Here is a 15,917-nt window from a genome sequence, read left to right as displayed (position 1 = left end):
GGCAGGCTGACCCCGCCACGGCGGCTGCGGGGTGGACCCGAGCACGGGCGCCTCCCGATCACGCGGTCGCGGAGGAGTGCACTGAGCTCGCCAGGGCGAGTTTGGGTGGGCGCGCACGGGACCGTAGGCGAGAGGGACCTCGCCTACGAGCCTACAGGGACGTATTCACGGCGTGTCCCGTGCGCGCCCACCCGAACTCGCCCCGGGCACGGCCCATACGTCTCCCGCGCGGCCGCGGCCACCTCATTCGCACGCCAATACAAGGACGAACCATGACCGGAACCGAAGACGCCTTCCGCAGGGACGTCCTGGAAGGGCTCGCCCGCTCACCGAAGCGTATCCCTTCGGCCTGGCTCTACGACCAGCGCGGCTCCGAGCTCTTCGAGGAGATCACGCGGCTGCCCGAGTACTACCCGACCCGTACCGAGCTCGCCATCCTCGACGGGAACATGGAAGAGATCGCCGAGGCCATAGGGCCGGAGGCGCTGGTGGTGGAGCTCGGCAGTGGCTCCAGCCGCAAGACCGGGCCGCTGCTCGCTGCCCTGAGCCGGCCCGCGGGCTATGTCCCCGTGGACATCTCCGAGGAATACCTGCACGAGGCGGCGCGCTCGCTGCAGGGCGCGTTTCCCGAGCTCACCGTGCAACCGGTGGTGGCCGACTTCACCGCCGACTTCGGGCTACCGGATGGGCTGCCGGCGCACCGCCGGCGGGCCGGCTTCTTCCCCGGCTCCACCCTCGGCAACCTCGACGACGAAGCGGCCGGCGCGCTGCTCGCTCGCTGCCGGCGCCTGCTAGGCGCGGACGGCTGCCTCGTGCTCGGGCTCGACCTGGACAAGCCCGCCTCGGTCCTCATCCCGGCCTACGATGACGCCGCCGGGGTGACGGCGGAGTTCAACCGCAACCTGCTGCGGCGCATCAACCGCGAGCTCGGCGGCGACTTCGATCCCGAGGCGTTTCGGCACGAGGCGCGCTATGCCGACGACCCGCCGCGCGTCGAGATGCACCTGATCGCCGAGCGGCCGCAGACGGTCACCGTGGCCGGAGAGCGGTTCCGCTTCGAGGCCGGTGAGAGCCTGCACACGGAGACCTCCCACAAGTACACTCGCGACGGATTCGCCGCGCTGGCAGCCGCCGGTGGCTGGGACTGCGAGCGCTGGTGGACGGATGCCGACGGCTGGTTCGCCGTCGTCCTGCTGGTCTGAACCCGGAGCCCCCTCGTGAAGCTTGCCTCCTGGAACGTCAACTCCCTCAACGTACGCCTGCCCCAGGTGCTGGATTGGCTGGAGCAGGCGCAGCCGGATGTGGTCGGCCTGCAGGAGACCAAGCTCCCGGACGAGCGTTTTCCCCGCGACGCTCTTCGCGAGGCGGGTTACGAGTCACTGTGCAGCGGCCAGAAGACCTACAACGGCGTGGCGGTGCTCGCACGCCAGCCGCTGTCGGCACCGGTGACCGACATCCCCGGCCTCGATGACCCTCAGCGCCGGGTGCTGGCCACGACGATCGGTGACCTGCGCTTCGTGAACCTGTACGTCCCCAATGGCCAGGCCGTGGGCAGCGACAAGTACGCCTACAAGCTGGACTGGCTGGCGCGGCTGCGCGACTGGCTCGCCGCCGAGCAGGCACGCCACCCGCGCCTCGTGGTGGTTGGGGATTTCAACGTCGCCCCCGAGGACCGGGACGTCCACGACCCGGAGGCCTGGCGCGAGCAGGTACTCTGCTCGACCCCCGAGCGCGAGGCGCTGCAGGCGCTAATGGCGCTGGGACTGACCGACAGCTTCCGCCGCTTTCCCCAGGACGAAGCCGTCTTCTCCTGGTGGGACTACCGAATGAACAACTTCAAGCGCAACCGCGGCCTGCGCATCGATCTCATCCTGACCAGCCCCACCGTGACCGGGGCGCTCACGGCGAGCTATGTGGACCGGGGCCCCCGGGCCTGGGAGCGCCCATCCGACCACGCCCCCGTGGTCGCCGAGCTCGCCGACGCCTGAGCCGGCGCCACCCGCGCGTATCCCGGCCTTAACGCTTCCGCGCCACGCCGCCCAGGCCCGCGATTGCGGGGCGAGGCGCCGTATTTCTCCGGGCGGTGTTTCAGCGGGCTGACGGTCGCCAACCCCGATACGGCGGACGCAGCTGGCCGCCCGACGCTATTTTCCTCTCCATATCAGCGTCTTACGAATAACCCGCGGGCATGGCATAGCCATTGCTGCGTTCCCGGTGCCGGGTGGGGGCGGGTCATTGGTGATGTGTCCACCATCCGGGGTCACAGCGGCCCCCTTTGCCGCGACCGCCCGGAGGCGGCGTGACGGGGCAGGGAAATCGAAGGGCAACCCTTAAGGAGACGAGTTATGGGCACCAGGAAAACCGTCGTGGCGTGCGCCTCGGCCCTCGCGCTGGCTGCACTCTACGCGACAGCGGCATCCGCGAATCCCATCAACAAGTTTGGTAGTGGGCAGGACAACGGCGTCGAGTCCGACGCCTACGCCGAAACCAACGCCGGCCATGGCGCCGAGGGTGGTGACGGCGGCTATGGCGGCACCGGCGGCGACGCCAACGCCAGCAACAACGATGGTGGCAACGGCGGCAACGCCGACGCCGACGGCGACGCCTACTCCAGCAACTACAACGACACCTGGCAGAACAACGAGAACGACTTGGCGGACGAGGAGACCGCCAGCCAGAGCAACACCAATGACACCACGCAGGATGCGGACGCTGCTGGCGGCGTGGGCACGGCGACCGCGGGCGACGGCGGCGCCGGCACGGGCATGGCCGGAACGGCAGGTGCCGGTGGTGCCGGCGGCGCCGGTGGCAACGGTGGCGCGGGCGGCTCCGGCGGCACGGCCTCAGCCTGGAGTGAGTCGTTCAACAGCGTGACCGAGGTGATCTCCTACCAGGAGATGCGCGCCAACGTCACCGGTGCGCCAATCCGCATCAACGGCGGTAATGGCGCCGCCGGCGGCAGCGGCGGCAACGGCGCCAGTGGTGGCGCAGCCGTGGGCATCTCCGCCGGCGCCTCCGTTGCCATTGGCGACGGTGGCGAGGGTGGCGAAGGGGGCAAAGCCTATGCCAAGGGCAAGGGCGATGCCGGCGACGGTGGCGAGGGCGATGACGCCTACGCCGAGGGTATGGCCTACGGGGGCGACTCCGGGGAGGCCGACGGCGATGACGGCTATGGCGACGCCGAGGCCTACGCCAGCAACAGCAACAGCACCCGTCAGGTGAACCGCAACAACGTGCCGGAGGAGAACAGCGAGACCCAGAGCAACGACAACGAGACCACGCAGACCGCGACGGCCACCGCCGATCAGGACAGCACCGGCGGCGCCGGCGGCACCAGTGGTGACGGCGGGGCGGCCACGGCCAGCGCGCAGAACGCGGTGGGCGGCAACGGCGGCAATGGCGGCGACACCGGCAACGGCGGCAACAATGCTACTGGCGGCAACGGCGGCAACGGCGGCAACGCCGCGGTGGCCGGCGCTGGCACTGGCGGTGACGCTTCCGGCAACGCCGGCGGCGTGGGCGGTAACGGCGGCACAGGCGGTGCCGGCGGTGCCGGTTCCGGCGGCGTGCTCTCCACCGGCGCGCTCAGTGCCAACGTGGGCAGCGGCACCTTCGGGGGCATCAACTCGATGAACCTCTCGAGCGGCCTCTACAACGCCAGCGTCGGCGGTGTGTCCGTGGCGGCGCACTCCAACGTCAACATCGGTAACAACTGAGACCGCACCCGCGTGCGTCAAGGAGCATTGAGATGAGTACCGGAAAGACTCTCGCAACCTACGGCTCGGCGCTGGCGCTGGCGGCCCTGCTCGCCTCGGCGGCCTCGGCCAACCCGATCAACAAGTTCGGTGACAACCAGAGCAACACCGTCAACTCCTCGGCCACGGCGACAACCCACGCCGGGGATGGCGGCTACGGCGGCTACGGCGGCGATGGCGGGACCGGCGGCGATGCCAACGCCAGCAACAACGACGGCGGCAACGGGGGCTATGCCGATGCCGACGCGGATGCCGACGCCTACAACGACAACTACACGAGTCAGTCCAACAGCAACGACGAATTCCCGGAAGAGGCGGTCAGCCAGAGCAACGCCAACACCACCGGGCAGACCGGCACGGCCACAGCCGGTGATGCCAGCGCCACCGGCGGGGCCGGCGGCACGGGCACCGGCACGGCCGGCACGGCCGGGGCCGGAGGTGCAGGCGGCGCCGGCGGCGCCGGTGGCGCGGGTGGCTTCGGCGGCACCGCAGAGGCCTACAGCGAGTCGTTCAACACGGTTACCGAGGTGATCTCCTACCAGGAGATGCGTGCCCACGTCACCGGTGCGGCCATCAACATCCAGGGTGGCAACGGGGCGGCCGGCGGTGACGGCGGCAACGGTGCCAGCGGCGGCCTCGCCGTGGGTGCCTCCCTGGGCGTCTCCGTGGGTGCCGGCGATGGCGGCGACGGTGGCGACGGCGGCGATGCCAAGGCCAAGGGCTACGGTGACGCCGGCGACGGCGGTGACGGCGGCTACGCCGACGCCTATGGCGATGCCGAGGGAGGGGACTCGGGTGATGCCGAGGGCGGCTATGCCGACGGCTATGCCTACGGGGATGCCGACAACACCAACACCACCACCCAGCGCAACCGCAACGACTTCGACGACACCAGCGACAGCCAGGAGAACGACAACGACACCGACCAGACGGCCGACGCCAGCGGCACTCAGACGAGCACCGGCGGCAACGGCGGTACCAGCGGTGCCGGCGGCGCGGCGGATGCCAGCGGCCAGACGGCGGCCGGCGGCAACGGAGCCGACGGCGGAGCCACCGGCAACGGCAACAACGTGGCCACGGGCGGTGCCGGCGGTGACGGCGGCAACGGTGGGGTCGGCGGCGCGGCCAGCGGTGGCCTCGCCGGCAACAACCAGGGCGGTGCCGGCGGCAACGGCGGCAACGGCGGCGCAGGGGGTGCCGGCTCGGGCGGCATGCTCTCCACCGGCGCCCTCAGCGTGAACGTCGGCTCGGGGACCTTCGGCGGGATCAACTCCATGAACCTGTCAAGCGGTCTCTACAACGCCAGCGTGGGCGGTGTGTCGGTGGCCGCGCACTCCAACGTCAACATCGGCAACTGAGGCCTGTTGGCCGGCGACCGCCTTGGGGGGTCGCCGGCCCCTCTCTTCACGAGGTTCGGGTCATGAATACGGCAAAGCTTCTCTCTCCGACCCTGGTCGCCGCCGTCCTCGGTCTGGCGAGCCTGGCAGCCGGCGCGGCGGATCCCATGGCGGCGCTGGACAGCCTGCCCGTCGCCGACAGTGCCGAGCTCGAGGCCGCAAGGGGCGCGGACAACCAGATCACCATCGTCACCAGCCGCCAGGACATGCGCGCCAGCGTCACCGGCGCCAGCTTCAACGTCGGCACCATGAATAACGGCGACATCACCGTGGGTGAGGGCGCATTCGCCAACTTCTCCGGCGTGGGCGTCAACGTCCTCAATTCGGGGAACAACAACGCCTTCTCCACGGGCGTCAGCATGAGCGTGCATCTGCACTGAGGCCTTGCGGGAGCGCTGCGCCATGTCACGGATGTCTGGCCTGATCGTGCTTTGCGCCCTGGCGCTGACGGCGCTGTCCGTGCCGCACGCGAGCGATGCCCGCTCACCGGCCCTGCGGGCCATGGATCTCGCCCGCACGCCGTCGCTCGTCAGCCTCACCGAGCGCCGCTGGCAGCGGGTCGTGGGCCAGCAGTACGACTTCAGCTGCGGCTCGGCGGCGGTGGCGACGCTGCTCAGCTATCACTACGAGCTCCCCCGCAACGAGGCCAGCGTCTTCGAGGCCATGTACGCCACCGGCGACCAGGCGCTGATCCGGCGGGAAGGCTTCTCCATGCTGGACCTCAAGCGCTATCTGGACGGCCTCGGACTCCAGGCGGACGGCTTCCGCATGGACCTGGACCAGCTCGCCGCCATCGGTGTGCCTGCCATTGCCCTGGTGAACACCAACGGCTACCGGCACTTCGTGGTGATCAAGGGCGTACGCGGCGACGAGGTGCTGGTGGGAGATCCCGCCGGTGGGCTGGCCGTGGTGCCGAGGGCGCTGATGGAGTCCATCTGGAACGGGATTCTTCTCGCTGCCCGGGGACGCATCGACGTCGCCCGGGCGCATTTCAATCATCCGGCGGACTGGGCGGTGCGCCCGGACGCCCCCCTGCCGGCCGGTCGCCGGCTCCCCGGGCTGCCGCTGCACGGCATCGACCTGCCCGGACTCAACGAATTCGGGAGGTAGCAGTTCATGGACGGTCAGCGATATCGACCCACGGCAGGGCTTGCCGCCCTGGTCATTGCAGGCGCCCTGCTGGCTGGAACGGCCAGCGCGGCGAGCTTTCCCCGCACGGCCCTGAGCGACGGCGAGCTCGCCGGCCTGCGCGGCGGCCTCGAGGTGGCCGGCCTGCGCATGGACCTGACGGCGCGCATGCGCACCTACATCGATCAGCGCCTCGCCGCCGCGACGGAGATGCAGATCACCCGTCTGGCCGAAGGCAAGGCGATGATGACGCAACGGCTCGTGCAGGCCGGACTGCAGGCGCCCGCCACGGTCACGGATGCGTCACCATCGGCGACCACCGCTCCGACCGTGACTACACAGAGCGCGGGCGAATCGGCCGCGAGCCGCATCGACGCCGCCTCGGCAACGCCGAACGCCGTCGCCACAGGCGGGAGCGTCGCCCCGGCGACGGTCACGGAGGCAAACCCCGTGGCAGCGGGACGCACGGTCACCGGCCAGACCCGCGTGGACCATATCGTGAACCCACACCAGGTGGTCTCGACCATCACCAACACGGCGGACAATCGCAGCATCCATCACGCAGTCGAGCTGGAGCTCCGCATTCACAACTTCTCCAGCTTCGCCGCCCGGGCCCGGGACGTTGTCCGAGCCAGGGCGCTGGGCCGGGCCTTGTCACAGTAGGTCGACAAGCGCGTAGCGCTCGCCGACAGCCGCGCTCAGCGCGGCCTGCGGATTCGCCTGCCGGTGTGTCGGCGAGCGCTACGCGCTTGCCGACCTACTCGCGGGACACGCCGTGAACCCATCCCTGGGGGCTCCGATGCGGCAGGGATGCCGCAGTGGAGGCTACAGGGAGGTATTCACGCCGTGTCCCGCGGGACACGCCCTCACAACCGCCCGGGCACGGCCCGGGACGCATTCAACCACGCCGCGGACCGCGCGCCCTCGGATTACGGCCCGAACGTATACGGCAACCGGAACGTCACGCTGATGTCCGGGGCGTCTGCGGTGGCGCCGATTTCCAGGCTGACCCCGGCCCCGAGGCGCGGGCCGAGGGAATGGCTGTAGCCGATCAGCAGCGCACCCACGTCCAGCGTCTCCGAGCGGAAATCCGTGCCGTTGATCTCGGTGACCGTCTCGCGGATGAAGTCGTGCTTGTAGCCGAAGCTCAGCGAGCTGTTCGGGTTGAGCGCCACCGAGAGACCGAAGCTCGTACGCACCGCGTCGCCCGGGTCCACCCGGCCGATACGACGGGCCTGGTCACCACTGCCCAGCGTCCGATTGACATCGTCCTCGAGATTGAAGAGATAGCCGAGGTTGGCATAGAGCACCAGCGGGTCGCTGGTGCCGAGCACCGTGATGCTCGGCTCCACGGCCTCGAAGCCCGAGCCGGTAGCAAGCTCCTGCTCGATGGCGGCGTCGTCGTAGTCGATGTCGAAGGGGCCCTCGCCGGTGGTGCTCTTGTAGCGCAGATTGGCCACCCAGAACGGGCCGTCGCGGTCGCCCCGGTTGATCTGCCAGTGGGCCGAGACGGACACGTCGCCCAGGCCGTCGCCGTCCAGCTCCTGGGTGATCGGCGCGCTGCCCTCGCCGGTGTCCACGTTCGGGATCCGGGCCACCCGCCGCTCCTCGCGGTAAACCCAGGGCACCTCGAGCCCCAGCTCGAAGCGGTCCGTGACACCGTAGCGGAACTCCAGCGCCGGTGAGATCACGTCGCGGTCCACGTCCTCCGCCTCGAGCACCCCGATGAGGAAGGTCTCAAGAATCTCCACGCCGAGAAAGGTGAACCGGTTCACCTGGGAGTTGCTGAGCTGGATCGACGGCTCTACGACCAGTGCGCCATCGCGGGTGAGGACGCCGCCGACGTCCGCGATGGCCGCGACCTCCGGGCGCTCCGGCTCCGCCTCCTGCGGCGCCTGCCCCACCGGCCCGTCCGGCGTCTCCTGCGCGCCCGCCAGCCCGGCCGCGAGCGACGCAGCCAGGGCCCATGCCCCAATTCCCTGCCCCCTGATCATGCCCCCTCCTTTCCGTCGCCGGGCCGCCGCCTGCGCGGCGCTTATTGAGCCTCGGCCGCGCCGTGGGAGCGCAGCCCATGTTTGTCCAGAAGCCGGTAGAGCGTCACCCGGGAGACGCCGAGCTGCTGGGCGGCGCGGGTGACGTTGTTGCGATTGGCGCGCAGGCTGCCAAGCACCGCCTCGCGCTCGGCGGCGATGCGCGCCCGCTCCAGCGTCTCCTGGCGGCGGGGTCGGGCCCGGCGATCGAGGCCGAGATCGGCGGCGCCGATCAGGCGACGCTCGCTCATCACCAGCGCCCGGCGCACGCGGTTGAGCAGCTCGCGGACGTTTCCCGGCCAGGGATGTTGCTGCATCGCAGCGATGGCCTCGCGGCTGAACCCGCGCACGCCGGGCGCCGACTCGCTGCGATAGCGCTGGAAGAAGAAACGCGCCAGCAGCTCGATGTCGTCGCCCCGCTCGCGCAGCGGCGGGGTGTCCAGCCGGAGCACGTTGAGGCGGTAGTAGAGATCCTCCCGAAAGCGCCCCTCGGCCACGGCGCCCTCCAGGTCCACGTGAGTGGCCGCTATGACCCGCGCGTCAACGCGTATGGGATCGCCGTTACCGAGCCGCTCGATGGTGGACTCCTCGAGGAAGCGCAGCAGATGCGACTGCAGCTCCGCCGACAGATCGCCGATCTCGTCCAGGAACACCGTACCGCCGCGGGCGGTCTCGATACGGCCGATCCGCCGGCTGGCCGCGCCAGTGAAGGCCCCGCGCTCGTGGCCGAAGAGCTCCGAGTGGATGAGGGTCGGCGGCAGGGCACCGCAGTTCACCGCGACGAAGGGGCCGCGGCGGCGGCTCGAGCGGGCATGGATGGCCCGGGCGACGAGCTCCTTGCCGGTGCCCGTCTCGCCGTGAACGAGCACCGGCGCATCCACGGCGGCCACCTTCTCCAGCCCGCGCATCAGCTTCAGCATCACCGGGCTGGCGCCGACCAGGCCGAGCTCCGAGGGTGAGGTCACCCCCTCCATGACCCGCGCCCGCAGCCGGCCCATGCCCGCCGCGTGACCCACGGTATGGCGCAGTCGGACGGCGTCCAGCGGCAGTGTCTGGTAGTCGGTGCAGGTCTGCGCCACCAGCCGGCGCACCCGTGGGTCCTCAAGCTCCTCGGGTGTCACCAGCGCGATCCACTGAACCAGCGGGCTCCCGGCCACCAGCCCCTCCAGGGACTCCAGCGGCACCAGCGCCTCGTCGGCCCGGAACAGGACGACCTGCGGCGTGCGCTCATGCAGGGCGGCGGAGAGCTCGTTGAGGTTGGCACAGCGCTGAACATCCCACTCCGGACGCAGGGCGTCCACGGCCACCAGCCCGGTGTCCCCCGCACCCTGCAACACCGCCAGCCTCATGCCCGTCACGGAATCACTCCCCGGTGCCCTCCGGCGCCGGCCACCGCCGTGTTACCGATCTCTTCCGTTTACATAGCAGATGTCAGGCGATTTCTTGCATCACGAAACATTTAAGCCGACAAGCGGAAACAAGTACCGGATTCTTTACACTTTTCCCGCCCAGTTTTGCGCACTCCGCAACTTAACACCGCACGACGCCTCCCGGCGGAACAGGTCACGAGCACAACGGCGCCTCGGAGCGTCAGGGCATCAGGAGACCGCCGCCGAAGCCCGGTCACGGACGATGCCTGGCCCGCCTGGCTCACCGATCAGCGGCTGCGGGCGTGGATCGGTGAGACAGGCGGGCGAGCGTTGCATCCATGGAACCCGGGGAACCGGACCGCACTCGCCGCGGCCAGAGGGGCGTGGCTACAATCGCCGTCCGTTCAGCCAGGGGAGCATGCGGTGGAATACCGGGACCTGCGCGACTTCATGGCGCAGCTCGAGGGCCGTGGCGAGCTGCGACGCATCGCGGCACGGGTCGATCCGAAGCTGGAGATGACCGAGGTCTGCGACCGCGTCCTGCGCCGGGGCGGGCCGGCGCTGCTGTTCGAGCGCCCCGGCGAGCACCGCATGCCGGTACTGGGGAATCTCTTCGGTACCCCGCAGCGGGTGGCGCTCGGCATGGGCGCCGAGGACACCGAGGCCCTGCGCGAGATCGGCCGCCTGCTCGCCTTCCTCAAGGCACCGGAGCCGCCCAGGGGCATGCGCGAGGCCTGGAACAACCTGCCGGTGTTCCGCAAGGTCCTGGACATGGCGCCCAAGGTGCGCCGTCGCGCCCCCTGCCAGGCGCAGGTCCGCGAGGGTGCGGCGGTGGACCTCGGCGAGCTGCCGATCCAGACCTGCTGGCCCGGCGACGCCGGCCCGCTCATCACCTGGGCGCTGGTGGTCACCCGCGGGCCCGACGGCGGACGCCAGAACCTCGGCATCTACCGCCAGCAGGTCATCGGCCGCAACCGGGTGATCATGCGCTGGCTCTCCCACCGCGGCGGCGCGCTGGATTTCCAGGCCTGGCAGCGCGCCCGGCCAGGGGAGCCATTCCCCGTCGCGGTGGCTCTCGGCGCCGACCCCGCAACCCTGCTCGGCGCGGTAACGCCGGTGCCGGACACCCTCTCGGAATACGCCTTCGCGGGGCTGCTGCGCGGCCGGCGCACGGAGCTCGTGAACTGCCTCGGCTCCGATCTCCAGGTGCCCGCCTCGGCGGAGATCGTGCTCGAGGGGCATATCCACCCGGGGGATACGGCACCGGAAGGGCCCTTCGGCGACCACACCGGCTACTACAACGAGGTGGACGAGTTCCCCGTGTTCACCATCGAGCGCCTCACCCACCGTGACGACTCGATCTACCACAGCACCTACACCGGCCGCCCCCCGGACGAGCCGGCGGTGCTGGGCGTAGCGCTGAACGAGGTGTTCGTGCCGATCCTGCAGAAGCAGTTCCCGGAGATCGTGGACTTCTACCTGCCGCCGGAGGGCTGCAGCTACCGCATGGCGGTGGTGACCATGCGCAAGCAGTACCCGGGCCACGCCAAGCGCGTGATGATGGGCGTGTGGTCGTTCCTGCGCCAGTTCATGTACACCAAGTTCATTATCGTGACCGACGACGATGTCGACGCCCGGCGCTGGGAGGACGTGATCTGGGCCATGACCACCCGCATGGACCCGGCCCGGGACACGGTGATGGTGGAGAACACCCCCATCGACTACCTGGACTTCGCCTCGCCGGTCTCCGGGCTCGGCTCCAAGATCGGCTTCGACGCCACCAGCAAGTGGCCTGGTGAAACCCAGCGCGAATGGGGCCGTCCCATCGTCATGGACGACGCGGTCAAGCGCCGCGTCGACGTCCTGTGGCCGGAGCTCGGACTGGAAGGAGACGATGGGTAATGGGTTATCAGGTGCGCATTCAGGGCAGTGACCACGCCTTCGAGGTGAACGAGGGGGAGAGCGTCATCGACGCCGCCCTGCGCAACGGGCTGATGCTCCCTTACAGCTGCCGCGGCGGCACCTGCGGGACCTGCCGCGGACAGGTAGTGGAAGGCGAGATCGCCTACCCGGACGGCCTGCCGCCGGCCCTGGAGGCCGACGAGGCCGACGCCGGGGACGCCCTGTTCTGCCAGGCGCGGCCGCAGAGCGATCTGCTGATCGCCGTGCGCGAGGTACGCGAGGCCGGGGACATCATCCCGCGCAAGCTACCCGCCCGGGTCACCGGCATCGAAGACCTGGCGCCGGACGTGCGCCGCCTCTGGCTGCGGCTGCCCGCGGGCACGCGCCTGCCGTTCCTCGCCGGCCAGTACCTGGACATCCTCCTGCGAGGCGGGCGCCGGCGCAGCTTCTCCCTCGCCAACGCCCCCCACGACGACGAGCGCCTGGAGCTGCACGTGCGCCATCTGCCGGGTGGTGCCTTCTCGGGGCACGTCTTCGACGGCATGCGCGAGGGCGCGCTGCTGCGCTTCGAGGGCCCCCTCGGCAACTTCTACCTGCGCGACGATAGCGACCGGCCAATGATCATGGTCGCCGGCGGCACCGGCTTCGCCCCGGTCAAGGGCATCATCGAGCACGCCCTGCACATCGGCGTCGAACGCCCCATCCACCTCTACCGGGGTGCCCGCGCACGGGAGGATCTCTACCTGGACGAGCTGCCGCAGCAGTGGGCGGCGGAGAACGACCACATCCGCTACGTGCCGGTGCTCTCGGAGCCGAAGCCCGGGGGCGACTGGGACGGCGCCACCGGCTTCGTCCACGAGCAGGTGCTCGCCGAGCACCCGGACCTCACCGACTTCGACGTCTACATGAGCGGCCCGCCGCCCATGATCAACGCCGCCAAACGCGACTTCGCCAGGGCCGGCCTGGACCCGTCCCGGCTCTTCTACGACTCCTTCGAGTCGGCGCCTGAGTAGGGCTTCGATCGGGCTGGCGTGCGTTCAACACAACGACACCACGGACACAACGGATCACAACGCCAGAGGGAAAAACCGCAAAGGCGCAAAGTACGCGAAGAGCTGAAAAATAAACTGCTTAGCGGTGGCCTTGGCGTCCTTCGCGTCTTTGCGTCAGTCCTCTCTATCGTTGTGCCTCGTTGTGTCCGTGGTGTCGTTGTGTTGAAAGCGGCGCAGGAATCAGCCCCCGGATATACGGGTTTGCTTCTCCAGCAGGGCGATGAAGAAGCCCTCCCAGGGGCCCTGGGGGAGGATGCGGGCGGCGTGCCGGAGGTCCGGGTGGTAGCGGCGACCCTCCCATTCGGTGAGCCCCGGGCGCGTCGCGCAGGGGAGCTCCCCGAGGGGCAGGACGCGCAGGCCGCCGCCGCCAACGGCGGTGTCGAGGACGGCCTCGTTCTCCTCGGGGGCGAAGGTGCAGGTGGCGTAGAGCAGGCGGCCGCCGGGCTTGAGTGCCGCGAGCCCGGAGGCGAGCAGCCGGCCCTGCAGGCGGGCGAGCCGGCGGTGGCGGCGGGGGCCCCAGTCGGCGAAGGTCGCCGGCTCGTCCGAGCGGATGCGCGCCTCGGCGGAGCACGGGGCATCCAGCAGCACACGATCGAAGCGCTCCGGCGTGAGGCGCCCCACCGCCGTGCCGTCCTTCAGATAGGTGTGTACCCAGCCCGCACCGTGCGCGGCGAGGTTGCGCTTCAGGCGATAGAAGCGCGGGCGCGAGCGCTCGACGGCGGCCAGCCGCCCCGCACCGCCCAGCGCCGCGGCCAGCACCAGGGTCTTGCCGCCCGGGGCCGCCGCCAGGTCCAGCACCTCGTCCCCGGGCCGCACCCCGAGCCGCGACGCCGCCAGCACGCTGGAGGGCGTCTGGATGTAGACCCGACCCGCGGCGACCGCCGCCGTCTCGGTGAGTGCGCGCCGCTGGCCGGGCGGCACGGTGAAACAGCCCGGGCAGCCGGGGACGGGCGCGGGGTCGAGCCCGGCCGCGTGCAGCTCCGCCAGGACCGCCGGGGCATCGGCCAGCAGCGTGTTGACGCGAAAGGCCGTCACCGGCGCGGCGCTGGCCTGGGCGAGCCACGCGGCACGGCCTTCGGCCCCGAGCAGCGTCGCCAGCCGCTCGCCAAGCGGCGCCGGCAGCACCGAGGGCCAGCCGGGCGCGGTCTCGTCCCTTGGCTGATGTCGTGATCGCATGGCGCGGGAGTTTACCGTCTCTCCCACCAGCGGCCCTGGCCTGCTAGGCTTGGCGCCGGCGTGTGGCCCGACCGGGCCGTGTTCTCACCGGCAGGAGGAAGCGCCGTGCGCACGATCCGGCCCTGGCTATGGCTGCTGCTGCTCGCCCTGCTCACCGGCTGCGCGAGCACCGGCGGCGAGCCCTCGACCGGCCCGTCGGATCCGCTGGAGGGCGTCAACCGCGGCGTCTACGGCTTCAACGAGGTCCTGGATGATTACGCACTCGCCCCGGCGGCCCGGGGCTGGACCCGCATCACCACGCCGGGCGTGCGCGACAGCGTAGGCAATTTCTTCGACAACCTCGCCGCCCCCGGGGTGGTGCTGAACAACCTCCTGCAGGGCAAGTTCCGCGACGCCTCGGCCACCACGGCGCGATTCCTGGTCAACTCCACGGTGGGGGTGCTCGGACTGTTCGACCCGGCGGACCGTTATCTCGGCATCGCCGCCCGCGAGGAGGACTTCGGCCAGACGCTGGGCGTCTGGGGGGTGGAGAACCGCCCCTACCTGGTGGTGCCCCTTTTCGGGCCCTCCAGCGGCCGCGACGTCACCCGCTATCCGGTGGGCTACTACACCAACGTGCTCACCTACGTCGCCCTGGACACGGTGACCATGGGCGCCTTCACCGCGGTGAACGTCATCAACACCCGCGCCCAGCTCGACCGCGCCGCCCGCCTGCGCGACGAGTCCGCCATTGACCCCTACGCCTTCACCCGGTCGGCCTATCTGCAGTACCGGGAACAGCAGGTCTACGACGGCAACCCGCCCCAGGATGAAGACCCTTACGGCGACTTCTTCGACGAGCTGGAGAGCGGCGATTAGGCCGCGCAACCGTGGGCCTGCGAGGGGTCGTATTGCTGTATCCGGCGCCGGGTTAAACACAACGACACAACGGACACCACGGTCCACAACGTGAAAGGGAAAAACCGCAAAGGCGCAAAGTACGCAAAGAGCTGAAAAACAAACTGCTTGGCGGTCCCGCTTGGCGTCCTTCGCGTCTTTGCGTCGTTCCCCTCTTTTCGTTGTGCCTCGTTGTGCCCGTTGTGTCGTTGTGTTTAACCCCCCCCCTGTCGAAGGGTCAATCCGCCAGAAACGCCTCGGCGGCTCGGCGGGCGCTCGCCTCGTAGGCACCGCCGAAGAGGTTGAAGTGGTTAAGCAGGTGGTAGAGCTGATAGAGGGGACGGCGCTGCCGGTGGCCCTCGGGTAGGGGCCAGGCGGCCTCGTAGGCGGCGCTGAAATCGGCATCGAAGCCGCCGAAGAGCGCTGCCATGGCCAGATCGCATTCGCGGTCGCCGTAGTGCACTGCCGGGTCGTAGAGCACCGGGCGGCCCTGCGCATCCGCTGCGGCGTTGCCGGCCCAGAGATCGCCATGGAGCAGGGAAGGCGCGGGCTGATGACCTTCGAGCCGCGCCGGCAGTCGCTCCATCACCTGCTCCACCGCGCGCAGCAGAGCCGCGCCGGCGCCGTTCTGCCGGGCCCGCTGCCACTGCGGCCGCAGGCGCTGCTCCCGATAGAACCTCGCCCAGTGCGTATCGGGCGTGTTCGGCTGCGGCGTGGCGCCGATGAAGTTGTCCCGGTGCCAGCCGTGGCGCTCGCCGCAGCGTGCGTGCAGCGCCGCGACCGCCTCCCCCAGCGCGGCGCTGGCGGCGCCGCGCGCCGGACGCAGCGCGATGTACTCGGTGAGCAGGAAGGCGCGGCCGCCAGCCTCGGCGCAGGCCAGCACAGCCGGGACCCGCAGGCCCGGCGTGCCGGCCAGGGCCGCGAGGCCGTCGGCCTCCGCGGCGAGCGCCTCGCCTTCATCGCGCGGCAGGCACTTCAGGAAGGCCGCGCGGGCATCCACGTGCACGACGCCGGTGCCGCCGTGCCCGCGCAGCGCGGCCGCGGCCTCCGTCGTCGACACGCCGAGCGCGCCCGCAACGACCTCGGTCAGCCCGGCCTCAGGCGGCATCGGCGATCACCCGCAATGGCGGCAAGCTGAGCGGACAGCCGAGGAGGCCGATGCCGAATTGACAGGGGACCTGACCGACCCCGACCCCCGCGGCGGCGGGCATCAGCGCTGGCAGTGCGAGGC

The 15,917-nt window shown here is 70.5% G+C and carries 14 protein-coding genes; 10 read left to right on the top strand and 4 right to left on the bottom strand.

The genetic code is table 11. From position 1 onward, the window contains the following. The first annotated feature begins 272 nt into the window (after window positions 1-272). From egtD to LMH63_RS01275, 7 genes are all read left to right on the top strand, one after another. Window positions 273-1,202 carry an L-histidine N(alpha)-methyltransferase gene (gene egtD / locus LMH63_RS01305; protein ID WP_109676240.1) on the top strand — a complete coding sequence of 310 codons (930 nt, stop codon included), beginning with the start codon at window positions 273-275 and terminating at the stop codon, window positions 1,200-1,202. Window positions 1,203-1,217: 15 nt separating this feature from the next. Further along, window positions 1,218-1,988 (top strand): exodeoxyribonuclease III, encoded by a 771-nt coding sequence (gene xth / locus LMH63_RS01300; RefSeq protein ID WP_109676242.1) that lies wholly within the window; start codon window positions 1,218-1,220, stop codon window positions 1,986-1,988. A gap of 357 nt (window positions 1,989-2,345) precedes the next feature. Next, entirely contained in the window at window positions 2,346-3,716 is a 1,371-nt protein-coding gene (locus tag LMH63_RS01295; RefSeq protein WP_158280284.1) for a hypothetical protein, read from the top strand. 32 nt (window positions 3,717-3,748) lie between these two features. Beyond that, complete coding sequence (locus LMH63_RS01290) at window positions 3,749-5,113, top strand: hypothetical protein (RefSeq protein WP_158280285.1); 1,365 nt, start codon at window positions 3,749-3,751, stop codon at window positions 5,111-5,113. Between the two features lie 62 nt (window positions 5,114-5,175). Continuing rightward, window positions 5,176-5,532 carry a hypothetical protein gene (locus LMH63_RS01285; RefSeq protein ID WP_109676250.1) on the top strand — a complete coding sequence of 119 codons (357 nt, stop codon included), beginning with the start codon at window positions 5,176-5,178 and terminating at the stop codon, window positions 5,530-5,532. A 22-nt stretch (window positions 5,533-5,554) separates the two neighbouring features. Then, entirely contained in the window at window positions 5,555-6,262 is a 708-nt protein-coding gene (locus LMH63_RS01280) for a C39 family peptidase (RefSeq protein WP_109676252.1), read from the top strand. Between the two features lie 6 nt (window positions 6,263-6,268). Next, window positions 6,269-6,943, top strand: a complete 675-nt coding sequence (locus tag LMH63_RS01275; RefSeq protein WP_109676254.1) for a hypothetical protein — start codon at window positions 6,269-6,271, stop codon at window positions 6,941-6,943. A gap of 266 nt (window positions 6,944-7,209) precedes the next feature. On the opposite strand, the gene LMH63_RS01270 is transcribed toward LMH63_RS01275, so the two are convergent. Both LMH63_RS01270 and LMH63_RS01265 read right to left on the bottom strand, forming a co-directional pair. Then, window positions 7,210-8,274 carry a transporter gene (locus tag LMH63_RS01270; protein WP_158280286.1) on the bottom strand — a complete coding sequence of 355 codons (1,065 nt, stop codon included), beginning with the start codon at window positions 8,272-8,274 and terminating at the stop codon, window positions 7,210-7,212. A 41-nt stretch (window positions 8,275-8,315) separates the two neighbouring features. After that, window positions 8,316-9,659, bottom strand: a complete 1,344-nt coding sequence (locus LMH63_RS01265) for a sigma-54 dependent transcriptional regulator (RefSeq protein WP_109676256.1) — start codon at window positions 9,657-9,659, stop codon at window positions 8,316-8,318. 444 nt (window positions 9,660-10,103) lie between these two features. Between LMH63_RS01265 and ubiD the strand changes: the two genes are divergently transcribed. Next, a complete protein-coding gene (gene ubiD, locus LMH63_RS01260; RefSeq protein ID WP_109676258.1) occupies window positions 10,104-11,582 on the top strand; it encodes a 4-hydroxy-3-polyprenylbenzoate decarboxylase in 1,479 nt (492 codons plus the stop codon). Next, a complete protein-coding gene (locus LMH63_RS01255) occupies window positions 11,582-12,595 on the top strand; it encodes a CDP-6-deoxy-delta-3,4-glucoseen reductase (RefSeq protein WP_109676260.1) in 1,014 nt (337 codons plus the stop codon). Before ubiD ends, LMH63_RS01255 begins: the two co-directional genes overlap by 1 nt. Before the next feature lie 219 nt (window positions 12,596-12,814). Here the strand turns inward: LMH63_RS01255 and LMH63_RS01250 are convergent, their stop codons facing one another. Beyond that, window positions 12,815-13,810, bottom strand: coding sequence for an RsmB/NOP family class I SAM-dependent RNA methyltransferase (locus LMH63_RS01250; RefSeq protein ID WP_109676262.1), 996 nt, complete (start codon window positions 13,808-13,810; stop codon window positions 12,815-12,817). 105 nt (window positions 13,811-13,915) lie between these two features. Here LMH63_RS01250 and LMH63_RS01245 point away from each other — a divergent pair, with 105 nt between their 5' ends. Then, window positions 13,916-14,668 (top strand): MlaA family lipoprotein, encoded by a 753-nt coding sequence (locus LMH63_RS01245; RefSeq protein WP_229332685.1) that lies wholly within the window; start codon window positions 13,916-13,918, stop codon window positions 14,666-14,668. A gap of 256 nt (window positions 14,669-14,924) precedes the next feature. Here the strand turns inward: LMH63_RS01245 and LMH63_RS01240 are convergent, their stop codons facing one another. Continuing rightward, window positions 14,925-15,794 carry a fructosamine kinase family protein gene (locus LMH63_RS01240; protein WP_109676264.1) on the bottom strand — a complete coding sequence of 290 codons (870 nt, stop codon included), beginning with the start codon at window positions 15,792-15,794 and terminating at the stop codon, window positions 14,925-14,927. Window positions 15,795-15,917 lie beyond the last annotated feature (123 nt).

It is taken from the genome of Spiribacter halobius, from assembly GCF_020883455.1.
GTDB classification, from domain to species: domain Bacteria; phylum Pseudomonadota; class Gammaproteobacteria; order Nitrococcales; family Nitrococcaceae; genus Sediminicurvatus; species Sediminicurvatus halobius.
The sequence above is the reverse complement of the archived record's forward strand: the minus strand, read 5'-3'. Positions and strand labels throughout refer to the sequence as shown.